The organism is Dethiobacter alkaliphilus AHT 1, assembly GCF_000174415.1.
GTDB classification, from domain to species: domain Bacteria; phylum Bacillota; class Dethiobacteria; order Dethiobacterales; family Dethiobacteraceae; genus Dethiobacter; species Dethiobacter alkaliphilus.
This window is the reverse complement of the sequence record NZ_ACJM01000004.1, coordinates 198,388-223,160: the sequence shown is the minus strand read 5'-3', so window position 1 is coordinate 223,160 and position 24,773 is coordinate 198,388. Positions and strand designations below refer to the sequence as shown.

Annotated in this window: 20 protein-coding genes; 19 read left to right on the top strand and 1 reads right to left on the bottom strand. The window is 51.9% G+C overall.

The features are described 5' to 3' along the window. The first annotated feature begins 29 nt into the window (after positions 1-29). The 4 genes from ku (at position 30) to DEALDRAFT_RS05515 (ending at position 3,964) form a co-directional block, all read left to right on the top strand. Positions 30-857 (top strand): non-homologous end joining protein Ku, encoded by an 828-nt coding sequence (gene ku, locus DEALDRAFT_RS05530; protein ID WP_040378538.1) that lies wholly within the window; start codon positions 30-32, stop codon positions 855-857. After that, positions 857-1,801: a non-homologous end-joining DNA ligase gene (ligD, locus tag DEALDRAFT_RS05525; protein WP_008515630.1), complete on the top strand. Its 945-nt coding sequence runs from the start codon at positions 857-859 to the stop codon at positions 1,799-1,801. Before ku ends, ligD (DEALDRAFT_RS05525) begins: the two co-directional genes overlap by 1 nt. Positions 1,802-1,812: 11 nt before the next feature. Continuing rightward, positions 1,813-2,709 (top strand): non-homologous end-joining DNA ligase, encoded by an 897-nt coding sequence (gene ligD, locus DEALDRAFT_RS05520; protein ID WP_008515629.1) that lies wholly within the window; start codon positions 1,813-1,815, stop codon positions 2,707-2,709. Positions 2,710-2,788: 79 nt separating this feature from the next. Continuing rightward, entirely contained in the window at positions 2,789-3,964 is a 1,176-nt protein-coding gene (locus tag DEALDRAFT_RS05515) for a M24 family metallopeptidase (protein WP_008515627.1), read from the top strand. An 81-nt stretch (positions 3,965-4,045) separates the two neighbouring features. Here the strand turns inward: DEALDRAFT_RS05515 and DEALDRAFT_RS16835 are convergent, their stop codons facing one another. Next, a complete protein-coding gene (locus tag DEALDRAFT_RS16835; RefSeq protein ID WP_008515625.1) occupies positions 4,046-4,219 on the bottom strand; it encodes a hypothetical protein in 174 nt (57 codons plus the stop codon). A gap of 179 nt (positions 4,220-4,398) precedes the next feature. On the opposite strand from DEALDRAFT_RS16835, the gene DEALDRAFT_RS05505 reads away from it, so the two are divergent. From DEALDRAFT_RS05505 to DEALDRAFT_RS05435, 15 genes are all read left to right on the top strand, one after another. Beyond that, entirely contained in the window at positions 4,399-5,127 is a 729-nt protein-coding gene (locus DEALDRAFT_RS05505) for an MgtC/SapB family protein (RefSeq protein WP_008515623.1), read from the top strand. Between the two features lie 283 nt (positions 5,128-5,410). Further along, complete coding sequence (locus DEALDRAFT_RS05500) at positions 5,411-5,875, top strand: CtsR family transcriptional regulator (RefSeq protein WP_040378492.1); 465 nt, start codon at positions 5,411-5,413, stop codon at positions 5,873-5,875. Positions 5,876-5,891: 16 nt separating this feature from the next. Next, positions 5,892-6,425 (top strand): UvrB/UvrC motif-containing protein, encoded by a 534-nt coding sequence (locus tag DEALDRAFT_RS05495; RefSeq protein ID WP_008515619.1) that lies wholly within the window; start codon positions 5,892-5,894, stop codon positions 6,423-6,425. Beyond that, entirely contained in the window at positions 6,418-7,482 is a 1,065-nt protein-coding gene (locus DEALDRAFT_RS05490; RefSeq protein WP_008515618.1) for a protein arginine kinase, read from the top strand. The genes DEALDRAFT_RS05495 and DEALDRAFT_RS05490 overlap by 8 nt, the downstream gene beginning before the upstream one ends. 29 nt (positions 7,483-7,511) lie before the next feature. Beyond that, entirely contained in the window at positions 7,512-9,962 is a 2,451-nt protein-coding gene (locus DEALDRAFT_RS05485; protein WP_040378534.1) for an ATP-dependent Clp protease ATP-binding subunit, read from the top strand. Between the two features lie 532 nt (positions 9,963-10,494). Next, complete coding sequence (locus tag DEALDRAFT_RS05480; RefSeq protein WP_040378491.1) at positions 10,495-11,262, top strand: ATP-binding protein; 768 nt, start codon at positions 10,495-10,497, stop codon at positions 11,260-11,262. Positions 11,263-11,341: 79 nt separating this feature from the next. Then, on the top strand, positions 11,342-13,309 hold the full coding sequence (gene cooS / locus DEALDRAFT_RS05475; RefSeq protein ID WP_008515612.1) for an anaerobic carbon-monoxide dehydrogenase catalytic subunit: 1,968 nt from the start codon (positions 11,342-11,344) through the stop codon (positions 13,307-13,309). 31 nt (positions 13,310-13,340) lie between these two features. After that, complete coding sequence (gene acsB, locus DEALDRAFT_RS05470) at positions 13,341-15,521, top strand: acetyl-CoA decarbonylase/synthase complex subunit alpha/beta (protein WP_008515611.1); 2,181 nt, start codon at positions 13,341-13,343, stop codon at positions 15,519-15,521. 204 nt (positions 15,522-15,725) lie between these two features. After that, the gene (acsC, locus tag DEALDRAFT_RS05465) at positions 15,726-17,057 is read left to right on the top strand and encodes an acetyl-CoA decarbonylase/synthase complex subunit gamma (protein ID WP_008515609.1); all 1,332 of its coding nucleotides are present in this window, start codon (positions 15,726-15,728) and stop codon (positions 17,055-17,057) included. 42 nt (positions 17,058-17,099) lie between these two features. After that, positions 17,100-19,004 carry an ASKHA domain-containing protein gene (locus DEALDRAFT_RS05460; protein ID WP_008515607.1) on the top strand — a complete coding sequence of 635 codons (1,905 nt, stop codon included), beginning with the start codon at positions 17,100-17,102 and terminating at the stop codon, positions 19,002-19,004. Positions 19,005-19,037: 33 nt separating this feature from the next. After that, positions 19,038-20,012, top strand: coding sequence for a CO dehydrogenase/acetyl-CoA synthase subunit delta (gene cdhD, locus DEALDRAFT_RS05455; RefSeq protein WP_008515606.1), 975 nt, complete (start codon positions 19,038-19,040; stop codon positions 20,010-20,012). Positions 20,013-20,133: 121 nt separating this feature from the next. After that, complete coding sequence (locus tag DEALDRAFT_RS05450; RefSeq protein WP_008515604.1) at positions 20,134-20,928, top strand: methyltetrahydrofolate cobalamin methyltransferase; 795 nt, start codon at positions 20,134-20,136, stop codon at positions 20,926-20,928. Between the two features lie 24 nt (positions 20,929-20,952). Next, positions 20,953-23,043, top strand: coding sequence for an FAD-dependent oxidoreductase (locus tag DEALDRAFT_RS17400; protein WP_008515603.1), 2,091 nt, complete (start codon positions 20,953-20,955; stop codon positions 23,041-23,043). Beyond that, positions 23,044-23,712: a methylenetetrahydrofolate reductase C-terminal domain-containing protein gene (locus DEALDRAFT_RS05440; protein WP_008515601.1), complete on the top strand. Its 669-nt coding sequence runs from the start codon at positions 23,044-23,046 to the stop codon at positions 23,710-23,712. Further along, on the top strand, positions 23,712-24,629 hold the full coding sequence (locus DEALDRAFT_RS05435; RefSeq protein WP_008515599.1) for a methylenetetrahydrofolate reductase: 918 nt from the start codon (positions 23,712-23,714) through the stop codon (positions 24,627-24,629). The genes DEALDRAFT_RS05440 and DEALDRAFT_RS05435 overlap by 1 nt, the downstream gene beginning before the upstream one ends. Positions 24,630-24,773: the final 144 nt, after the last annotated feature.

Genomic DNA, 24,773 nt, shown 5'->3' with positions numbered 1-24,773 from the left:
CAGACTAATCAAGGAAGGAGGGATTGGTGTTGCGAACAATCTGGAAAGGCGCCATTAGTTTTGGGTTGGTCAGTGTCCCCATTAAGTTGTTTCCTGCCACCGAGCAAAAAGACGTCAAATTTCGCTACCTGCATAAAGAGTGTCAGGCACCTATTCGATATCAGCGGGTCTGCTCGGCCTGCGGCAAAGAAGTAACTCAAGAGGATATCGTCCGCGGTTATGAGTATGAGTCCGGCCGGTTTGTGATAATTAATGAAGAAGATCTGGATAAAATTCCCGATGACCGGACCCGTACCATAGATATTATTGATTTTGTCTCTTTGGAGGAAATTGATCCGTTGTATTTTGACAAAACATATTACCTGGCACCGGGTGAGGCCGGGGAAAAGCCTTACTCCCTGCTGCGGCAGGCCATGGCGGAGACGGGAAAAATTGCGGTGGCCAAAGTGGTTATCCGCAATAAAGAGTCGCTGGCTGTGGTGCGGGGTTATCAGGATTATCTGGTGATGGAAACAATATACTATCCCGATGAAATTCGCAATCCTGCTCAATTGCCGGGATTTGACCGCAAAATTGAACTGCATGACAATGAAATGAAAATGGCCCGGGAGCTCATTGAGAATCTGGCCACCACGTTTGAGCCGGAAAAATATACCGATGAATACCGCAAGAAGCTCTTAGAGATGATTCATGCCAAAATTGAAGGAGAACAGATTGCCGTTCCCGAAGTTGCAGCACAGGGTAAAGTTGTGGATTTAATGGATGCTCTGAAGGCATCGGTGGAAATGGCCAAGAAATCATCGGATAAGGAGAAAAAGCCGGCGCGCAAAAAACGTAAAAAGGCCTCCGGCGAATAATGATGCTTTATACACCTTTTAAACCCATGGAGCCTGTTATGGCCTCCGGTGTGCCCCCGGCATCTGATCTGCTGTATCAGGTAAAATGGGATGGTGTGCGGATGCTGGCCCATGTGGGGCACGGCAAAATCATGCTGCATAACCGGAAACTGCGACAGCGAACCGGCCATTATCCCGAATTATCCCGACTGGGCCAACTGCTGCAGGGGGAGGCAATCCTGGACGGAGAGATTGTGGCCCTAAAGGATGGCCGGCCCAGTTTTCCACTGATTCTGGAGCGGGATCTGATAGGGGGATCCGGTGAGCCAGATCCGGGGAAAGTGCGGCAAAGAGCCCGGCAAATTCCGGTTTTTTACATGGTTTTCGACTTGATTTATCATAACGGGCGCGACCTTACAGCTTTGCCCCTTTACCAGAGACAGGCGCTGCTTGCTGAAATTCTCCCCAAGGATGAAGCGGTGCAAACTGTGGAAAATTTTGCCGATGGTGAGGCTCTGTTTGCCGCGGTGAGCGAAAATAAAATGGAGGGAATTGTGGCCAAAGAGCCAAGCTCCCTCTATCAGCGCGGTAAAAAAAATGCCGCCTGGAAAAAAATCAAGGTGCGGCAGCGCCAGCTGGTGGCCATCGGCGGATATACCGTAAAAGACGGGCAAATAAACGCCCTGCTGGCCGGTGCCTACCATCAGGGGCAACTTATCTATGTGGGCCGGGTTGCCACAGGACTAAGCGGGCAGGATATCAGAGAATTAACCCCGTTCTTAAAAGAAACTCTACAAACTGCGCCGCCCTTTGTTAACGCTTCCCCGGCCAGGGATAAGGCCTGGGTAGAACCCAGGCTGGTGGCGTTAATAGATTTTCAGGAATGGACCGAGGATTTGCGGATGCGCCAGCCGGTTATTAAAGGTTTTACCAAAGACCGGCCCGAGGATTGTGTGCTACAGTAGGAGGTGACCCAATGCCGGAGCTGGAGATAAACAACAAAAAAGTAAAGCTCAGTAACCTGGAGAAGGTTTTTTGGCCGCAGGAGGGCTATACAAAGCATGATTTGATTTCCTATTATATCGAGGTTTCATCCTATCTGCTGCCGTTTTTAAAGGACCGGCCCTGTAACTTTCAGCGCTTTCCCGACGGCATTGAGGGTAAACGGTTTTATCAGAAGAATATCCCGTCCTTTGCTCCGGAGTGGGTTGAAACCGTTCCCATCGCCTCGGATAAACGGACCATTAATTATATTATGGTTAATAACCTGGAGACTCTGGTGTTTTTAGCCAACCTGGCCTGCCTGGAAATCCATCCCTGGCATTCCCGGCGCAAAAAAATTAAGAATCCGGACTGGGGCATTGTGGATTTGGATCCCCAGGAAGGGGTGGAATTTTCTCAGGTGGTGGAGACGGCCCGGGCCGTAAAAAAAGTGCTGGATGATTTGGAGCTAAAGGGTTATCCCAAAACTTCCGGAGCCACCGGCATGCAGATTTATATCCCCCTTAAGCCACGCTATACTTATGAACAGGTGCGGGATATTATCGGCTACATCTGTAAATTGGTCCACGAAAAAGAGCCTAAAATCACCACCATGGAACGGATGGTGAAAAAACGCGGTGATACGGTGTACCTTGATTATCTGCAAAACCTGTGGGGCCAAACCATCAATGCTCCGTACACCGTGCGGCCTCGTCCCAAAGCGCCGGTGTCCACACCTCTTACATGGGAGGAGGCGCTCTCGGGAAAGGTCTCACCGTCAGATTTTACCATAAAAAATATTTTTTCGCGCCTGGAGGAAAAGGGTGATTTGTTTGCACCGGTGCTGCAGGGCGAACAGCTGGCCACCGCTATTCTGCGGAAGCTGAAGTGATAAGACATTGCTAGCAGGAATTTTGTCGTATATAATAGGAAAAAGAAAATACAGAAAATTTAAAAATCAGGAGGAGACTATGGTACCAAAAGATGAACTGCTGCGACGCAAAAGTGTTTTACAGGAAAAGTTAAAAGCAATGGATTTAGACGGAGCTCTTCTTGCTCAGAAGATGTCCATGTATTATTATTCCGGCACCATGCAGTGTCAGTATGTATATGTGCCTGCTCAGGGTGAATGTCTGGGCCTGGTGCGCAGAAATATGTCCCGGGCACAACAGGAGGCGGGAATAGCTCTGACTGCCATGGCGGGCTTTTCCGGTTTGCCCAAGGTTATTGCCGACAATGCTGCTGCCCCCAAACGGATGGGTCTGGAAATGGATGTGCTGCCGGCAGCCATTTATGTACGGTTAAATAAAGCGTTTGCCGGTGTTTCCCTGGAGGATGCCAGCGGAGTGTTGCGGGAATGCAGGCAGGTAAAAAGCGCTTATGAGCTGGAGCAGTTGCAGGCTGCCGCCATTCAGGTGGACAAAATACACAGGCTGGTGCCAAAGATTCTAACCGAAGGTATGGAAGAGCTGCATTTTGCTGCAGAACTGGAAGCGGCGCTGCGCAAACTGGGCCATCAGGGATCAGCCCGGATGCGCGGTTTTAACCAGGAAATGTTTTACGGGCACGTGTTAAGCGGCCAGCGGGGTGCAGCCGCCAGTTTCCTGGATAGCCCCACCGGCGGAGTCGGTTTGTCTCCCGCACAGCCTCAGGGCGCAGGTAACAAAGTTATTCAGGCCGGCGAACCGGTGACGGTGGACTACGGCGGTATCCATAACGGCTACATAGTGGACCAGACCCGGCTTTATTCCATAGGTCAGCTGCCGTCTCAGCTGGCCCAGGCTTTTGAAGTGGCTTTAGCTGTGCAGGAAGCGGTGGTTGCTGCCGCCAAGCCCGGAGTAACCGGTGGTGAGCTTTATGAAGCTGCCCTTGCGGTAGCGCAAAAGGCAGGACTTGACGGGCACTTTATGGGTGTTGGCGACACCCAGGCCAAGTATGTGGGCCATGGTGTAGGTTTGGAGTTTGATGAATTCCCTATCCTGGCCAAAGGGTCCCCACACGTTCTGGCAGCGGATATGGTGGTGGCTGTGGAGCCTAAATTTACCTTTGCAGATTTGGGTGTGGTGGGGATTGAAAATACCTGGCAGGTAACAAAAGACGGTCTCAAAAAGATTTCTGTAACCGACGACAAGCATGTTATAATATAGAAAGACACCAGGCGTTATAATTTCCGGTATATATAGTAGAAGCGGAACGCTCTTGCGTTCCGCTTCTGCAATGGTTAACAGTTATTTTTTGTTGCGTTTATCACGGGCACATTTCTTCTTGCTCACATCAGCAAAGGGTTCATCAGCAAATTCCACGCTGTCTGTAACATCGGAAGCGTTACAGTTTTGGTTTGCTCTGCAGTTCTTCAGTTCTTTTTTGCTGAGCTTTTTATTTTTCTTGTTATTACAAGACACTTTTGTTTCACCACCTTTTTTTAGTCTGTTCATAGTTTTTGCCGGAAAAACATCATTCATGCTGGAACAAATCTTAGTCTTTTCCGTAATATTCCGTTTCTCATTGACGTATTGTACCGGAGTAAATACAATAGCATATAATAAGTATTATTTTTTTTAGCAAAAAGAGAGGTGTAATTATGCCGGGCCTGGCTGAATGGGAAATTGTATTAAGATTGGTATTGGCCGGTGTTTTGGGCGGCCTGGTGGGATATGAACGCGAGCGCCATAACAGACCCGCCGGTTTGCGCACACATATTTTAGTTTGCCTGGGTTCGGCATTGGTGATGATTGTCTCTGTTGCCGGCTTTGACGGCAGGCTTGGCCCGGTGGGTGACCAGGGCAGAATTGCCGCCCAGGTGGTCAGCGGCATTGGTTTTTTGGGCGCGGGAACCATTATGCGCCAGGGCAGTGCCGTCCGCGGCTTAACCACCGCCGCCAGCATCTGGGTAGTAGCCGCAGTGGGCCTGGCAACGGGAATCGGTCTTTATATGGCCGCCGCCACCGCCACAGGCCTGGTGCTTTTAAGTCTGTTTTCCCTGACCCGTGTTGAAGAATTGGTGGCCAGGGGCCGCTGCAACAAATCGCTGTGGGTACGGGCCGTTGATCAGCCGGGGCTATTGGGCAGGATTGGTACCGTTTTGGGGGACCATGGGGTGGGAATTACCAATGTGAGCCTGACGGAATCCAATTTTATGGAGGCTTACAAAGCAGATACGGTGGCCATTGAGCTTACCGTTAACATCCCCGTGGGGTTTAATTCCCAACGGCTGATGGAGCAATTGTTACGTGTTCCCGGTATGCTGGAGGTTTCCTGGGAAGGGGAAGATCCCGGTGTCTGTGCCCTGCCGCAGGATTATAAGAAATAAAGTAAGTAAAAATAACGTGCGCTGCGCGTTATTTTTTTCTGCTCTGTTGGAAATCCTAGGTATGCCTTGCAGTTTTAAAAACAGTACTAAAACTTGCTTTAAGGAATTGTTAAGGCAAGTTTTTTATTTTAATGTAAAAATTTAAGCAAGGTTGAGCAAAATAAGTATATTGGTCGGAAATGGTCAGTGAGATATGGCCAGGGTAAAAATAAAATATTGAATAAGTTGCCATGTAGAGCTATAATTGACTTATAGTCAGAGAAGGTCAAAGTGGGTGAGCGTCATGAGTAATCTGGCCAATAATATTGAAAGTTACTTAAAGCGTTTGTTGGATGCAAGCCCCAACGCCGCTATTATTATTCAGAGAAAAGAGCTTGCCGCGCGATTTCAGTGTGTACCTTCACAAATAAATTATGTTCTCTCTACCCGGTTTACCTCGGAGCGGGGTTTTGTGGTGGAAAGCCGACGTGGCGGAGGAGGGTATCTGCAAATCCGGCGCATTGATTTGGACAGGGCCAAAGTATCCCGTCTGTTGGAAATTCTACGGGAGATGCCCGGTGAGAGCTTTTCCGCCCAGGATGCAGATGACTTTATCAGCCGCTTAATGGAAGCCCGCTTGGTGACCCGTCGGGAGGGTTTGTTAATGAAGGCTGTTACCGTGCACGACCGGGGTGATGGTGAGCTGTTTCAGAGCTTGCGCACGCTGATGCTAACAAGAATGCTGGAAGTTTTATTGCGTGAATCTTAACAGGAGGCGGTAAGGTATGCTTTGCCAGGAATGTCAGAAGAAGCCGGCAACGGTTCACTTAACACAAATCGTGGATGATGAACAAAGTGTGCAGCATCTCTGTGAGCAGTGTGCGCAGGAGAAAGGTGATTTTCATTTTGATGGTCATCCGCCGTTTTCCATTCATAATTTGCTTACCGGCCTGATGAACATGGACGCACAGCCGTCTGGGCAGGTAATAGGTTATTCCACCAAGGTGCAGTGCGAAAACTGCGGGCTCACATACGCGCAGTTTGGTCAGATTGGCCGCTTTGGCTGCAGTAGGTGCTATCCCACCTTTGGGGAACGTTTGCTGCCTTTGATGCGCCGCATTCACGGTTCTACCCAACATGTGGGAAAGGTTCCCACCAAGGCCGGTGGTGTGGTGAAGCTGCGTCGCAGTATTGAAGAAATGCGCGCCGAACTGCAGGCGCTGGTGGCCAGGGAGGAGTTTGAGAAGGCGGCGGAAGTGCGCGACCAAATCCGTCGCATGGAGACCGAAATTGAGGGTGGAGGTGAACCTAATGCCTGAGGAAAGCAAAGGGCAGCCCGGTTGCAGTAAATGGATGAACGCTACGGGGCCGGACGGAGAAATTGTGCTTAGCAGCCGTGTGAGGTTGGCCAGAAACATTCGCGAAGTGCCTTTTCCGTACCTGGCCTCAGACAGTCAGGCTGATGATGTTACCCGGCAGATTCGCCAGACCAGCAGTGAACTGCAGGATGAAATGGGGGAAATGCGGTTTTTCCCTATTAAAAACATTCCTCCCCTGGAGCGTCAGGTGTTGGTGGAAAAGCACCTGATCAGTCCGCTTTTAATTAAAGAGCCTCATAATTCAGCAGTGCTGTTGCGCTCCGATGAGGCTGTAAGTGTAATGGTTAATGAGGAGGATCATCTGCGCATTCAGTGTCTGCTTCCCGGGTTGCAGTTGGAGCAGGGGCTTGCGGAGGCAAATCGTTACGATGATTTGCTGGAAGAAAAACTGGCTTATGCCTATGATGAACAGTGGGGGTATCTGACGGCCTGTCCCACCAACGTAGGCACAGGCCTGCGCGCTTCGGTAATGGTTCACCTTCCTGCCCTGGTATTAACAAAGCAAATTAATCGGGTGCTGTCGGCCATAGCCCAGGTGGGCCTGGCTGTGCGTGGCCTGTACGGCGAGGGCTCCGAGGTGGTGGGCAATTTGGTGCAGATTTCCAACCAAATTACCCTGGGCCAAAGTGAAGATGAGATTGTCAGAAACCTGTACGGTGTATCACGACAGATTGTGGAGCAGGAGGCCCAGGCCAGGCAGATACTTCTTAATGAAGGAAGGGACAGAATAGCCGACCGTGTAAACCGGGCCTTTGGGGTTTTGAGCCACGCGCGCCTCATGTCATCACAGGAAGCTATGCAGCTATTGTCTGATGTGCGTTTGGGAATTGACCTGGGTCTGATTGAAGAGGTTTCCGGTAATATTCTAAAAGAGTTAATGGTGTTGTTGCGCCCTGCCTGTCTGCAGATGGAGGCGGGCAGGGAGCTGGACAGCCTTGACCGTAACAGGGAGAGGGCTGGGTTGATTCGCAAGCGGTTGGAGTCGCATTATCAATAATAACAGGAGTAGGAGGGAGTGTTGTGTTTATGTTTGGCAGATTTACGGAGAGAGCGCAAAAGGTTCTGGTCCTGGCCCAAGATGAAGCAAAACGCTTTAATCATAGTTTTGTGGGCACAGAACATATTTTAATGGGCCTGGTTCGTGAAGGTGAGGGGATTGCAGCCAAAGTCCTTCTGTCCCTGGGTATGCAGTTGGACAGTGTCCGCTCCGAAATTGAAAAGTTAATCGGCAAGGGGGACCAGCGGTCTTTACCCCAGGGCGTAAATTATACGCCGCGGGCCAAAAAGGTGATTGAGTTGGCCATTGAGGAAGGCCAAAACCTGGGTCATAACTATGTGGGCACCGAGCATTTGCTTTTGGGCCTGATTCGCGAGGGCGAGGGGATTGCCGCCCAGGTTCTCACCAATATGGGTGTGGATTTAACACGGGCCCGCAAGTCGGTGCTGGCACTGTTGGGTGATGAGGATGAGCCGCTGCCGGAAGAGCCCGGCAAGGCCCCTTCTTCCACGCCCACCGTAGATCAGTTTGGCCGTGACCTGACCAAATTGGCGAAAGATAACAAGCTGGATCCGGTGATTGGCCGTGACATTGAAATAGAGCGTGTTATTCAGGTCCTTTCCCGGCGGACAAAAAACAATCCGTGCCTGATTGGTGAGCCCGGAGTGGGTAAAACCGCCATTGCCGAAGGTCTGGCCCAGCGGATTATCGAAGGAAAAGTGCCGGAGAACTTAAGGGATAAAAGAGTAGCCACTCTGGAGTTGGCTGCGGTGGTTGCCGGCACAAAGTACCGCGGTGAATTTGAAGAGCGGCTGCGTAAGCTGATGGAAGAATTGCACGCCGCCGGCAATGTGATTGTCTTTATTGATGAGCTGCATACCCTAATTGGCGCCGGAGCGGCAGAAGGGGCCATTGATGCGTCCAACATCCTTAAACCGGCGTTGGCCCGGGGCGAGCTGCAGGCCATTGGAGCCACCACCTTGGACGAATACCGCAAGCATATTGAGCGCGACCCCGCCCTGGAGCGGCGCTTCCAGCCCATTACCGTAGGTGAGCCCAGTAAGGAAGAATCGCTGGAGATTTTAAAGGGCCTGCGTGACCGGTATGAAGCCCATCACCGGGTAAAGATTACCGACGAAGCGCTTAATTCTGCGGTGCAGCTGGCGGACCGCTATATTACGGACCGGTTCCTGCCGGATAAGGCCATTGATTTAATTGATGAAGCTGCGTCGCGGGTGCGGATGAAAGCCTATACCGCTCCGCCCGATTTAAAAGAGATGGAAGGGCGCCTGGATACGCTGCGCAATGAAAAAGAGTCCGCTGTGCGCGGCCAGGAGTTTGAAGTGGCAGCTCAGCTGCGGGATAAGGAGCAGCAGTTAAAGGAAGAATTGCAAAGCCTGAAAAAAGAATGGGAGCAGCGCAAATCCACCGATACACAGTCAGTGGTGTCGGAAGATATTGCCCAGATTGTTTCCGCCTGGACAGGAATTCCGGTGAAGCGCCTGGCTGCTGAGGAGACAGAGCGCCTCTTGAACATGGAATCAATTCTGCACAAGCGCGTTATCGGCCAGGATGAAGCGGTTAAGGCAATTTCCCGCGCCATCCGTCGCGCCAGAGCCGGCTTAAAAGACCCCAAGCGCCCCATTGGCTCCTTTATTTTCCTGGGCCCCACCGGCGTGGGTAAGACCGAACTGGCCCGTGCTTTGGCGGAGAGCCTCTTTGGTGACGAGGATGCCATGATCCGCTTAGACATGTCCGAATACATGGAGAAGCATACCACCGCCCGTCTGGTGGGTTCTCCTCCGGGGTATGTGGGATATGATGATGGCGGACAGCTGACCGAGAAGGTGCGCCGTAAACCCTATTCCGTCATTCTGTTTGATGAGATTGAAAAGGCTCATCCGGAAGTATTTAATGTGCTGCTGCAGGTTCTGGAGGATGGCCGCCTTACCGACGGTAAGGGTCGTGCTGTGGATTTTCGCAACACCGTGATTATTATGACCTCCAATGTGGGGGCCGGTGAGTTGAAAAAGCAGGCCACCATGGGCTTTAGAGCTGCAGACCGCGAGAAGACGTATGAGGATATGAAAGGGAAGGTTATGGATGAGCTGAAGCGCACCTTCCGTCCTGAATTCCTCAACCGGATTGATGAAGTGATTGTTTTCCATCCGTTAGAGGAGGAGCACCTCACAGAAATTGTGGAGCTTATGTTAGACGAGTTGGCCCGCCGCCTGGGAGATTATGAAATCCGGCTGGAGGTTAGTCCTGAAGCAAAGGCGTTTCTGGCCAAGGAAGGGTATGACCCCACTTACGGGGCCCGGCCGCTGCGTCGTGTGCTGCAGAAGCGCATAGAAGATGAAGTCTCGGAGAAAATGCTGCGGGGAGATTTTACCCATAACGATACTATCCAGGTAAATGTGCAGGATGATGGCTTGGTCTTTCGGAAGGCGGAAGCGGTAGGCTCACGGGGTAAGGAATAAAAAAAATAGTTCTAAAAATGGTTAAGTGCTCATCACTATGGTGATGGGCACATTTTTTGTACTGCCAGGTTATAACGCTTCGCAGATAGCGAAGCTGCTAATGTGAGCAGTACTAAAAAGCGCGCCTTTCTTGTATCATATCTCTTCCAGTAAAAGGATTGGGCAGCTTGTGCAAATTCACAGCGCGGATGTAAAAGTATCACAATTTAGTCACAAAAGTGTGCCATAATGGAACACGGTGCTCAGGGTGTCGTAAAGCGCAGAACTTTCAGTAAAGTTGGGGAATTCAGCAAAAGGGAAAATTGTCACAAACAAGGCCGTAAATCTTCGCAGGAAAGAGGAAAGCGGTTATTTTTATCACTAATGCCTTCAAACGAACCCAAACAAACTAATTTTTCGAAAAAAAAGGATTTTTTTTGTGGTCGTCGAATAACTGTAAACAGGCCAAAGATTCCAAAAAATATAACAGGAGAATCTTTTGCTTTTCTGCCGTGTTCATTTTAGCAGCATACTCTTCGAGGAGGTGGATGCAGTGAAAATCGCAGTTTCCGGAAAAGGCGGTGTTGGTAAGACCACGTTTTCGGCAAACCTGATTCGTGCTCTGGCCAACCGGGATTATACAGTGTATGCCGTAGACGCCGATCCGGATGTAAGTTTAGGTGCTACATTGGGACTGCCGGCGGATGAGTTGGCTGAGTTGCGCCCTATCATTGAGATGAAAGCCATTGTGGATGAACGCTCCGGTGGCGAAGGCGCATTTTTCACGCTTAACCCCAAAGTAGATGATCTGATTGACGATTTTGTGGTGGAGCAGGACAAAATTAAGTTTTTGCGTATGGGCTCCGTCAAGCAGGGTGGAACCGCCTGCTACTGCAAGGAGAACTCTTTCCTTTATGCGGTGCTCAGCAGCCTGCTGTTGGACAAGGAAGACATGGTTGTAATGGATATGAGTGCCGGCATTGAGCATCTGACCCGCGGAACATCACGCGGTGTAGATATGATTATTATCGTTACCGAACCAACCCGGGTTTCAGCCGCTACGGCCAAAGTGGTCCAAAAGCTGGCTAAGGAGCTGGGGATTCGTCAGGTTAAGATTCTTGTTAATAAAGTCAGGACGGATAAGGAAAAAGAGTTCGTCCGCTCTCAGTTTACCGAAGATGAACTTTTGGGGATGATTTCCTTCGATGACGCGGTGCTGGAAAATGCCATTGAGGAAGAGAGCAAGCTGTTAGAGGGAAGCGGCGTTATGCCCGGCATCGACGAAATAGTTGAGAAGATCCTGGGGGAGGTGAAGGATTAGCGGGAATAATCCGCACCGGCCTGAACAGCAGGCCTGAAAACTTCTTGTCACCAATTCTTTAAGGGAGGTTAGTGAAAGCATGTCTGATGTTACAAAAAAGAAACAAGTCGATCGTAATCGTTCTATCGACCCAGCCGTGTTAGAGGTTCTGTCTAAGGAACTGCCTTGTGATACGGCCTATGACCGTTATGTGGCCCAGCAGCCACAGTGTAAATTTGGTGATACCGGTGTTTGCTGCCGTATCTGTATCCAGGGGCCCTGCCGCATTACTAACAAGGCGCCCAAGGGTATCTGCGGAGCCACAGCCTACACCATCGTTGCTCGTAACCTGGTTCGTACAGCCCTGGGTGGTGCTTCTGCCCACTCCGATCACTCCAAGCATATCCTGTTAACCTTAAAGGCTCTCTTGGATGGCCATGCTCCCGATTACAGCATTAAGAGCCCCGAAAAACTGCGGGCCATTGCTGAGCGCTTTGAAATTGCCACCGAAGGCCGTGAAGACATGGAGATTCTGGCCGACGTTGTTAAGCTGGGCATGGATGACTATATGCGTATGTCCGGCGACAGTGTGAAGTGGATTGAAAAGACTGTGACTCCTGGTCGCGTTGAGAAGTTTAAGTCTCACAACATTATGCCCACCAGCGTGTTTGAAACCATTGCCAGTGCTACTGCTCAGACACACATGGGTATGGATGCCGACCCGGTTAACCTGATCTTTAAGGCTCTGGAAGCAGGTCTGGCCGACTACACCGGTATGCATATCGGTACCGATATGTCCGACGTACTTTTCGGTGTTCCCACTCCGGTATTCACCGAAGCCAACATGGGCGTTATTAACCCTAACAAAGTAAATATCGCCGTGCACGGCCATAACCCGCTGCTGTCCGAAATGATCGTACAGGCAGCACGCGACATGGAAGCAGACGCCAAAGCTGCCGGTGCCGAAGGTATTCAGCTGATGGGTATCTGCTGCACAGGTAACGAAGTGCTGATGCGTCAGGGTGTTCCCCCGGTGACCAACTTCCTTTCTCAGGAGCTGCCCATGATGACCGGCGCCATTGACGCCATGGTTGTTGACGTGCAGTGCATTATGCCCGGTGTCCAGGCAGTTGCCGAGTGCTACAACACCCGTGTAATCACCACATCTGAAAACGCCAAAATTCCCGGTGCTCATCACATTGATTTCAGTGAAGAAAAAGCATTGGAGCAGGCTAAGCATGCCATCAGCATCGCTATCGATGGCTATAAGGAGCGGGAAGGTGTTGAGTGCTGCATCCCCTCCGATAAGAATAAAGTGGTTGCCGGTTTCAGTGTGGAGGCGCTGTACGACCTGTTTAGCGCCATCAATGCTGATGCACCCATTAAAGTTATCACCGACGCTCTTAAGTCCGGCGAACTGCGCGGCGTAGCTCTCTTTGCCGGTTGCAACAACTTAAAAGGCGTACACGATGAAAACCATATGACCATCGCCAAAGAGTTGGCAAAGAATGATGTTCTTCTTCTTGCCACCGGTTGTGCTGCCGGTACCTACGCCAAGATGGGTCTGTTGACGCCAGCAGCTATAGACACCTACGCAGGCGACGGCCTGAAAGCCTTCATTAAGCGGTTGAACGAAGCCAACGCCGGCAAGCTGGAAGGCGACCTGCCGCTGATTTTCCACCTGGGTTCCTGCGTGGACAACACCCGTGCCACCAACCTGGCAACCGCCATTGCCAATGACTTTGGCGTTGATGTTCCCAAGATTCCGTTTGTGGCCAGCGCGCCTGAAGCCATGAGTGAAAAGGCCGTTGCCATCGGTCTCTGGAACGTTGCCATGGGTCTGCCCGTACACGTCGGTGTTGTGCCGCCTGTAACCGGCAGTGACCTGGTTAACGGTATCGCTCTGCAGGTAGCCCACGATGTATACGGTGGCTACTTCATGTGGGAAACTGACGGCACAAAAGCTGCCGCAAAGATGTTGGAAGCTCTCGACTATCGCAGCTGGAAGCTGAAAGTCCATGCTGAAACTGCTGAGAAGTTCAGTGCACCGGCATCTGCCGCCTGGTAAACAGTACTAACCGTGAAAGGGAGGAAAGAGCATGTCTACTACAGCCTTTGATGAAATTTATGCCGGGGCCATTGAAGATGAGTCAAAAGCCCCTAAGAAGCTGTTTCAGCGCGCCTACAACGGTGCCATCACCGCCACAAGCTACGCTGAGATCCTGCTAAGTCAGGCCATCCGCAAGTATGGCCCCGATAAAGAAATCGGTTATCCCGATACCGCCTATTACCTGCCGGTAATGAGCAGTCTCTCCGGTGAGAAAGTAACTAAGCTGGGTGAATTGCCTCCGATTCTTAACCGGATGCGCAACCAGATTAAAGAAACCCTTAATTTCGAGAATGCCCGTCTGTACGGGGAGTCCACCGCCTATGCCGCAGAAATCATTGAAGTTCTGCGCTACATTGAGGGAGACCCTCATGTGGCACCGTGGACCGGTTACCTGACAGACCCCATTCTCCGTAAGTTTGGTATCCAGCTTGTTGACTGGACAATCCCCGGTCAGGCCGTTATCGTTGGTAAAGCAAAGACCAGCGAAGCTGCCGCCAAGATTGTGCAGGAGCTGCAAGCCAAAGGTATGATGATCTTCCTGGTAAACGAAGTAATTGAGCAGCTTCTGGAGCAGAACATGAAGCTGGGCGTTGACTACATCGCCTTCCCGCTCGGAAACTTCACCCAGGTAATCCATGCGGTTAACTACGCTCTGCGTGCCGGTATGGCCTTCGGTGGTATCGCCCCCGGCCTCCGCGAAGAGCATCGTGATTACCAGCATCGTCGTGTGCGTGCATTTGTACTGCATCTGGGCGAAATCGATGATGTTCAGGTGGCAGCACACTTTGCAGCTATCTTCATTGGCTTCCCCGTCATCTGCGACACCGAACTGGAAGAAGAGATTCCCGACTGGTATGTATCCCATACCGATTATGATACCATCGTTAAGTACTCCATGGAATTGCGCGGCATTAAGCTGAAGATCCTCGAAATTCCCGTACCCATCACCATCGGTCCTGCCTTTGAGGGTGAAACCATCCGTAAGGGCGACATGTTTGTGGAAATGGGCGGCGGCCGCACCACAGCCTTCGAGCTGGTTTCCATGGTGGGCGAAGACGAAATCGAAGACGGCAAGATCACCGTCACCGGTCCGGACTTTGACGAAATCGAAGAGGGTGCCAAGTTGCCCTTGGGTATCAAAGTTAAAATCTACGGCCGTAAGATGCAGGAAGACTTCGAGAGCGTTCTGGAGCGCCGGATCCACTACTTCATCAACTACGGTGAAGGCCTGTGGCACGTAGCCCAGCGTGATCTCTGCTGGCTCCGTGTATCCAAAGATGCAGTGGCCAAAGGCTTCCGCGTCAAAGATTACGGTGAAATCCTCATCGCTAAGTTTAAAGATGAGTTCCCCGCCATCGTTGACCGTGTGGAAGTAGAACTCTTCACCGATGCCGATGCGGTGGAAGAGCAGATCAAAGAGGCCCGTGAGCGCTACGCTGTTCGTGACGCCCGCTTAAGAGGCCTCACCGACGAAGCTGTTGACGAGCTGTACTCCTGCATCCTCTGCCAGTCCTTCGCCCCCAACCACGTTTGCGTGGTTTCCCCGGAGCGTGTTGGTCTGTGCGGTGCGGTGAGCTGGCTTGACGCTAAAGCTTCCTATGAAATCGACCCCAACGGTCCCAACCGCCCCATTGCCAAAGAGGGTGTCCTTGATGAAGAGAAGGGTATGTGGGAATCGGTTAACGAGTACGTTTACACCACTTCCAACCGCAGCGTAGAAGAGGTTAACCTCTACACCCTGATGGATCGTCCCATGACCTCCTGCGGTTGTTTCGAAGCTATCCTGGCCATCGTGCCCGAGGCTAACGGCCTGATGGTTACCACCCGTGAGCATTCCGGTGATACCCCCAGCGGTATGACTTTCTCCTCACTGGCAGGTTCCGTCGGCGGCGGCGTGCAGGCTCCCGGCTTCATGGGTATCGGTCGCTCCTATATGCTGTCCCGCAAGTTCCTGAAAGCGGACGGCGGCCTGGGCCGGATCGTCTGGATGCCAAAAGAACTGAAAGACTTCCTCGGCGACGATCTGCGTGAGCGTGCCGAAGAAGACGGCCTTGGTGCCGACTTTGTAGATAAGATTGCCGATGAGACCGTAGGAACCACCGCAGAAGAAATTCTGCCGTTCCTGGAAGAAAAAGGCCATCCGGCACTGACAATGGATCCCCTGATGTAAGTTAAGAAGGCGGGCCGGTTTATGCCTGCCCGCCTCTTTTCTTTTTTTTGCTGTATTAATTTACTGCCTTTAATATAAAAATAAAGGTGGGTGAATGGAGTACAGCATCAGAATGTTTGCTTTTCAGAGAAACAAAAGAAGCAAGCATTACTGGAACAAAAGTACATCCGTAAACACATTTCTTAAAGGAAAGGAGTCGAAATCATGGGTTTAACAGGTCTTGAGATTTTCAAACAGCTCCCCAAAACAAATACCGGGGACTGCGGCTTTCCTACCTGCCTGGCATTTGCTATGGCTCTGGCCGCTGGTAAAACATCGCTGGACAAATGCCCGCATGTATCAGAAGAAGCAAAAGAAGCACTCGGCGCCGCCGCTGCACCGCCAATTAAGTTGGTGAAAGTAGGTACCGGCGACCATGCTGTAGAAATGGGTGACGAAACAGAGCTGTTCCGTCATGACAAGCGTTTCTACCATCCCACTGCCCTGGCAGTTCTGATTGAAGACACCGAAGATGTGGCCGCACGGGTCGCAGCGTTTGACGAGCTGGAGTTTGACCGTGTTGGCTTACATTTTGTTACCGATATGGTGGCTCTGCAGTGCACTTCCGGTGACGGTGCTAAGTTTAAAGCAGCCGCAGAAGCTGTTGCTGCCGGCACTCAGAAGCCGTTTGTTCTTATTTGCGAGGACGTGGCTGCCATGGAGACGGCTGCTACAGCTGTGGCTGATAAAAAGCCCTTACTGTACGCTGCCACTAACGACAACTACGAGGCCATGACTGAACTGGCCAAGAAGCTGGAGTGCCCGCTGGCCGTTAAAGGCAACGGTTTGGCAGATCTGGCCGATTTGGTGGAGAAGATTACCAAGCTGGGCTACAAAGAGCTGGTTCTGGATTCCGGTAACCGGGAAACTTCCCAGGTGCTGGCCGACCTGACTCAGATCCGTCGTTCCGCAGTGCGCAAGCGCTTCCGTCCCTTCGGATATCCGGCCATGGCCTTTACCACCAAGGATGATCCCATGGAAGAAGTGGTACAGGCTGGTGTGTATCTCTCCAAGTACGCCGGCATGATTGTCCTCAAAGCAAGCAAAAAAGAAGAGATCCTGCCGCTGGTATCCTGGCGCCAGAATCTGTTCACCGACCCGCAGAAACCCATTCAGGTTGAAGCTAAAGCTGTGGCCGTGGGCGATGTCACTCCCGACTCACCCGTCTACATCACCACAAACTTCTCCCTGACCTACTATATTGTTGAAGGCGAAGTGGAAGGCAGCAAAGTTCCTGCCTGGATTGTACCGGTTAACACCGACGGTATCTCCGTTCTTACCGCCTGGGCTGCCGGCAAGCTGACCGGTGATTCCATCAACAAGGCTCTGAAAGAAAACGACATGGAATCCAAAGTGAACCACAAGACACTGGTTCTCCCCGGTTATGTTGCGGTTCTCTCCGGTTCCACCGAAGAAGAGACCGGCTGGAAAGTTATCGTTGGTCCCCGTGAAGCAGCGGGAATCGGCAAATTTGCCAAAGACAACTTCGGTAAGTAATTTAGCTTATATGCACTAAAACCAAGAGAAAAGGTGACACGCATGGATAAAGTAACCGTCTTATTTTTTCCCGACAACCTGGTAGCAAACGTGGAACCCGGCACATCTGTTCTGCGCGCGGCAACTCTGGCCGGTGTAGAACTTAAGAGTAACTGCGGTGGTGACGGCACATGTGGCCGCTGCCTGGTCAAAGTAAAGGACGGTAATGTCAGACTGAAAAGCACAGGAGCCGTTTCCCAGAAGGCCAAGCAAGCCGGCATGGTTCTGGCCTGCCAGACAATGGTGGAGGGAAATGTGGTCATTGATGTCCCCAAGGATTCTCGTCTGGACGAGCATCAGGTGCTTCTGGATGAGAAGGAAGTCCTGGTGGAACAGGATGAAGGCCTGGCGGAAGGGTACGCCATTAAACCTGTATGCCGTAAAGTCAAGCTTTCCCTTACCGAGCCCACGCTTACCGAGAATGTGTCCGATTGGAACCGCCTGCAGGCTGCTCTGCGCAGTGAATTGGACTGTGGGGAAATCCACATTGCTTTGCCCGTATTGCGGGAACTGGCGGAAACCCTGCGTGCCGGAGACTGGGATGTGACGGTGACGGTGGCACAGCTTAACGGCTGCGCCGAAGTAGTTCACCTGGAACCCGGTCATTCCGACCGCAAATCCTTTGGACTTGCGGTGGATATCGGCACAACCACCGTGGTGGTGTACCTCATCGACCTGGATTCCGGCCTAACCCTGGGGAAAAAGGGTACGTATAACAAACAGGCCCGTTACGGCGATGATGTCATTACCCGCATGATTCATGCCAGTGATAAAAAAGGCGGACTGCAAGACCTGCACAAAGCTGTGATTGACACCATCAATCAGCTGATTGATGAGGTGTTGGAGCAAAGTCAGGCCAGCGGCGATGATGTGCACATGGCCATGGTAGCAGGAAACAGCACCATGACGCACCTCTTCCTGGGGCTTACACCTAAATATATCCGCCTGGAGCCCTATATTCCTCTGGCAGCAGAGACTCCTCCGGTTCGGGCTGAAGAATTGGGCCTGAACATTAACCCCACTGCTTTCGTGGCTACTTTCGCCTCGGTAGCATCTTATGTGGGCGGGGACATTGTCTCCGGTACGCTGGTAACGAATATGGCTCAGTCGGATGAAATAACCCTCTTCATTGATATCGGCACCAACGGAGAAATGGTGCTGGGTAACCGCGACTGGCTGATGACGGCTGCCTGTTCTGCCGGCCCCGCCTTTGAAGGCGGCGGCATCACCTTTGGCATGCGCGCCATGAAAGGCGCCATTGAATATGTGGAAATTGATGCGGACACCTATGAGGTGAAAGTGTCGACCATCGGGAAGATGAAGCCCATGGGCATCTGTGGCTCCGGCCTCATTGACTGCCTGGCCAAGTTACGTGAGGTGGGCCTCATTGACCGGGCCGGCAAAATTCAGACCGATCTGGATACGCCGCGTATTCGTCAGGGTGATGACGGCTGGGAATTTGTGCTGGTCTTTGGTGAAGAAACGGAGTGCAACAAAGATATTATCATCACGGAAAACGACATCAAGAATCTGCTCCGCGCCAAAGGCGCAGTTTATGCCGGCATCCGCAGCATGTTAAAAGCGGTCCAGCTTGATGAAGAGGTAATTGAAAAGGTCCTGATTGCCGGTGGTTTCGGAAACTTTATCAACATCCGCGACGCCATCTCAATCGGACTTCTGCCGGACCTGCCACCGGAAAAATACCGGTTTATCGGTAACTCCTCGGTAAAGGGCGCACGGCTTTCCCTTCTTTCCCAGGATGCTTACCATGAAGCGCAGGAGTTAGGCAAAAAAATGACTTATCTGGAGTTATCGGTGGGTAACGACTTTATGGATGAGTTCATGTCGGCACTGTTTATACCGCATACCGATATGACGCTCTTCCCATCGGTAACCAATTTGAAATAAAGGGTAAACCCATAAAGAAAGGAGAGTAACCACATGGCTTTCAACGCAGTGAAAGAGAAATATAGAAGTAAAGTGGGTGAAGTCACACTGGGCGCCACCAAAGAACAAGGTGGCACCCGCGGCTACACCATTACCGTAGGTGGTGAAGGCGCCCTGCCTTTCCTCCATTTTGAAGGTGAAATTCCCAACCGCCCCGTGGTGGCCCTGGAGGTATGGGACCATGCTCCGGCGGACTGGAACGCATGCTTTGATTCCTACTTCGGCGATGTCTACAACGATGCCGCCGCTTGGGCCAAGAAGTGCGTAGAGGAATACGGTGCAGATCTCATTGTTCTCCGTTTAAAAGGTGCTGATCCTGATATCAACGACGCATCTCCGGAAGATTGCGCCAAAGTAGTTAAAGATGTTTTGGCTGCAGTGGAGTGCCCGCTGGTAGTATTGGGCTGCGGCAAAGAGGAAAAGGACAACCAGGTTCTGCCGGTGGTAGCTGAAGAAACTTCCGGTGAAAACCTCCTGATTGGTGTGGCAGAGCAGGAAAACTACAAGTCCCTCACCGCTGCCTGCATGGTACACAAGCACAACATCATTGCTCAGTCTCCCATCGACATCAACATCTGTAAGCAGTTGAACATCCTCATCACCGAAATGAACCTTCCCGATGACAGAATTGTTATCGACCCCACCATCGCCGCTTTGGGCTATGGTCTGGAATACGGCTACTCCATCATGGAGCGCGCCCGTAACGGCGCCCTGCAGGGCGACAAAATGCTGGGTCTGCCCATGATTGGTAACGTGGGCTTTGAAGTATGGCGTACCAAAGAAGCCAACGCTTCTGTGGAAGACTTCCCCGCATGGGGAGAGCAGGAGCCCCGCGGCATTCTGTGGGAAGCCACCACAGCCACAGCCCTTCTGCAGGCCGGTATGGATATCGTAGTTATGCGTCATCCCAAGGCTGCATCCTTGATCAAGCAGAATATCGAAGAGCTGATGGTTGCAAACGAAGTTTAAGTTGTACTGTCCGGCGGCCGCAGGTTAGCTTGCGGCCGCTTCTTAAACAACACAGCGAGGCTGTCAGGGCGGTATAATACTTTGCTTTAACAGCCTTACCAAAAAGGGAGGTAGAAAATTTATGTTCATTATCGGTGAAAGAATTAATGGGATGTTCAAAGACATTGCTCAGGGTATCCGTGAAGAGGACCCCACTGCCATCCATTACTGGGCCAAGAAGCAGGAAGAGGGCGGCGCACGTTACCTTGACATCAACACCGGACCCGCTGCCAAGGATCAGGTAAAAGTTATGCAGTGGCTGGTAGAAAAGACTCAGGAAGCAAGTGACCTGCCCCTGGCTCTGGACTCCACCAACTACGATGCCATTGAAGCCGGCCTGGAACTGTGCAAGCGCCCGGCCATGATTAACTCCGTTCCCGCCGAGTGGCCCAAGATGGAGCGCGTGTTCACCATGGCTGCCAAGCACAATTCCGCCGTTATCGGCCTGGCCATGAACGAACAGGGTATCCCCAAGGATGCCGACACCCGTGTTGCTCTGGCCATGGAGTTGGTGGCTGCTGCCGATTCCTACGGCATTCCCATGGAAGACCTCTATATTGATCCGCTGGTACTGCCCTGCAACGTAGGTCAGGACCATGGCCCCGAAGTTATGAATACTCTCCGCCAGGTAAAAATGCTGGCCGATCCCTCTCCCCGGACCGTTGTTGGACTCTCCAACATCTCTCAGGGTACCAAGAGCCGTGAACTGATTAACCGCACCTTTGCTACAATGGGTATTGCCAATGGCCTGGATGCCGCAGTTGCAGATGCCTGCGATCGTGAGCTCATTGAAGCCATTGCTACCGCCCGGGTTATCATGAACCTCGACATTTACTGCGACAGCTATGTAGACGTTTATATCAAACAACAGAAATAAGCTGCCGTAAGGGAGGAAGATCTTTTGAGTAAGATAAGATACAATGATTCTTCCGCTGTGACCCAGTACCCGCCCTGTCAGGGCGGGTGCCCGGTTCATACTGACGTCCAGGAGTATGTCCGGCAAATCTCTGTGGGTGATTATGACAAAGCGGTGGAAGCCATAATTGAACCGAACCCGTTGGCTTCCGTTTGCGGTATGATCTGTGCGCATCCCTGCGAAACAGAATGCCGCCGCAAAGACGTAGACGAAGCGGTATCCATCCGCGCTCTGAAGCGCTTTGCCCTGGAAAACGGAAAGTGGCCTGAAGTGAAAAAAGCTGAAGTGACCCGTTCCGAAAAAGTGGCTGTTGTGGGTGGGGGACCCGCCGGCCTGGCCGCAGCCCGCGCTCTGGCAGAAATGGGCTTTGCGGTAACAATCTTTGAGCGCTCCGCCGAAGCAGGCGGCGCCATCACCAACTTTATCCCGCATTACCGTCTGCCCATGGACGCTATGCGCAAAGATGTTTCCCGCGTAGCCGAAGCCGGTGTGGAAATTAAAACCGGCGTAGAAATGGGTAAAGACTTCTCCATTGAAGACCTGGCCGCAGATTACCAGGCCGTAGTTTTGGCCCTGGGCCTGCCCACCAGTAAAGCAATTCCCATCCCCGGCTCCGATGCCAAGGATGTCCTCTTGGCGCTGCCCTTCTTAAACAGTGCCAAGTACCATGACTTCAAATTCGAACCCGGCCGTAAGGTACTGGTAGTCGGCGGCGGTAACGTGGCCATGGACGTGGCCCGTCAGGCTGTTCGCTGCGGCGCCGAAAACGTTAAGCTGGCCTGCCTGGAATGCCGCACCACCATGCCCGCCTTTGAATGGGAAATCGAAGAAGCCATCGAAGAAGGGGTAGAAATGTTCCCCGCCTGGGGTCCAAAACAGATAGTAACCGACGATGCCGGCAACATTACCGGTATGGAAGTTCAGGAAGTACTCTCTGTTTTCGATGAGCAGAAACGCTTTAACCCCCAATTCGGTGATACCAAAAACGTTATCGACGTCAATACCGTTATCTTTGCCATCGGCCAGGGCAACGACAACCTGTCCTACCTGACCGACTCCGGCATTGAACTTAACGAACGCGGTATGATGAAATACGACATGCGCACCATGCAGACTACCCGCCCCGGCGTATTTGCCGCAGGTGAAGTGGTCTTTGGTCCCGGCTCCGCCGTTAAAGCCATGTCCACCGGCCAAAAGGCAGCTCTGGCTGTACAAAGCTTCTTGAACAACGAGCCCTTTGATGCCTCTCTGGCCGACCGCTACGAAGTTCTGGATATGCTGGATGAAGAAACAGTGAAGGAAGTCAAGCCCATCGACCGGCTGGCCGTACCTTTCCTGGATGAGCATACCCGTGCCCAGCACAACGAACATGTGGAAATCGGCTATGACGAGCGCGCAGCGCTCTGTGAGAGCCGCCGCTGCCTGGACTGTGCCGCCGGTGCGGAATGTATCGACGAAATCTGTGCAGTCTGCCTCACCTGTCTGCGTACCTGTCCTTACGGCGTACCGCACATTGACGACGAAGGCAACTTCACAATCCGCAACGAAGAATGCCAGGCCTGTGGCCTCTGTGTGGGCATTTGCCCCGCCAGCGCCATTCGCTTCCGCAATCACTATGCACAGCATGCACTAAACCACTTAAATGATGCAGTGGAGCAGGCCAAAGGTAACGGCGGTCCCGCCACTGTGGTATTCACCTGCAGCTATGGCGCTTTTGCCGAGCGTGACTTCATGAAATACGTCAACAACGGCAAACCGCAAAACCTGGCTGTGGTCCGCGTACCTTGCGTGGCTAAAGTGGAAGTTCAGAACATTCTGGAAGCATTTGACCTGGGCGCAGAAGGCGTCTTTGTGGCCGGCTGTGAACAGGAAGATGAGTGCACCTACCGCGATGTGGCCAAGTGGGCCGAAAAACGGGCCGGACGCGCCTCAGAAATTCTGGAGCAGATTGGTCTGGAAGATCGCGTAGAATACTTGAATCTCACCAGAGAAGAAGTTAAAGACTTTGCTCCGGTAGCTGAAAAGTTCCTGGCAAAAGTCGACGCCGTTTTAAATGGTGGGGGAGGTGAAGAGTAAATGATCGTCGCTGAACGTAAACCTCTTTCCGAAATTATCAATGCCGTAGAAAAGTATGATAAGGTGCTTGTTCTGGGCTGCGGGGAATGTGTAACCGTCTGTATGGCCGGTGGTCAGAAAGAAGCAAAGGAAGCCGCTTCTGCCATCTCCATCGCCCGCAAAAAAGCCGGTAAGCCTGTAGACGTAAAAGCCCACACCGTAGAGCGCCAGTGTGAATTTGAATATCTGGAGTCCGCTCGCGAGCTGGTGGAAGAAGCAGACGTAGTTGTTTCTCTGGCTTGTGGTGTAGGTATTCAGACCATGAACATGCACTATGACGACATGCTGACTCTCCCCGGCGTAAACACCACTTTCATGGGTTTACCCACCCAACAGGGCGTTTGGATGGAAAACTGCCTGGGCTGCGGTAAGTGTGTGCTGGAAGAAACCCTGGGTATCTGTCCTATTGCCCGCTGCTCCAAGAGCATGGTAAACGGCCCCTGCGGCGGTTCTCAGGATGGTAAATGTGAGGTCAGCAAGGAAACGGAATGTGGCTGGCATCTGATTGTGGAACGGATGATGAAGTTCGATAAGTTATCCGCCCTTGAAGAAGTTAAGCCTCCTAAAGACTGGTCAACGTCCCATTCCGGCGGACCGAGAAAAATGGTCAGGGAGGATGTGAAACTGTAATGACACTAAGCAATCTGCAAAAAGCTTTAAAAAGCGGCGAGTTTATTGTTACAGGCGAACTAGGTCCTCCAAAAAGCGCTGAACGGGATAAGATTGAGCATCACGGCCACCTTTTAGGCGGCGTGGTTGATGCCATCAACTTAACCGATAACCAGACTGCCATTGTGCGGACCTCCAGTGTGGCCTGTGGTAAAATCCTGATAGACATGGGCTTGGACCCGGTTATCCAGATTACCTGCCGCGACCGTAACCGCATCGCCATCCAGTCCGACGTTTTAGGTGCTGCAGCTTTGGGAATTAAAAATATCCTCTGCCTGCAGGGTGACCATGCCAACTTCGGCAACGAGCCCAATGCCAAAAACGTAAACGACCTGGATTCCATGAACCTGATTCAGACCTTAAAAAACATGCGTGATGAAGAAGTGTTCATCGGCGGTGAAAAACTGGAAGCTCCCATCGATATCTGTATCGGTGCTGTGGAAAACCCCTTTGCCGATCCCTTTGAATACCGGGCTTACCGCCTGGCCAAAAAAGTGGAAGCCGGCGCCGACTTTATCCAGACTCAGGCCATCTTTGATATGGACCGCTTTGAGCGCTGGATGGAAAAAGTACGCGAATTGGGTATCCACAAAAAAGTACCCATCTTAGCCGGCGTTATCCCCATTAAATCCTTGGGTGCCGCCCGCTATATGAAAAACAATGTATCCGGCATGATCGTTCCCGATGAAATCATCGACCGGATCAAGGGTGCCGAAAAGAAAAAAGAAGAGGGCGTCAAGTTGTGCGTGGAGATGATCGAACACCTGAAAACGGTGGAAGGCGTAGCCGGCATTCACCTGATGGCCGTAGCCTGGGAAGAAATCGTCCCGGAAATCTGCGAACGTGCAGGTCTTCTGCCGCGTCCCAAGTTCGACTAATCAATTGACAGAACCCGGCCTCCAGGCCGGGTTCTCTTTATACTGCTAGGTAATTATAACGCTTCGCAGATAGCGAAGCTGCTAAGGTAAGCAGTACTGAAAAGCGCGCACTGAGGAAACCGAAAGAGCGCGCCTTTCTAGTAA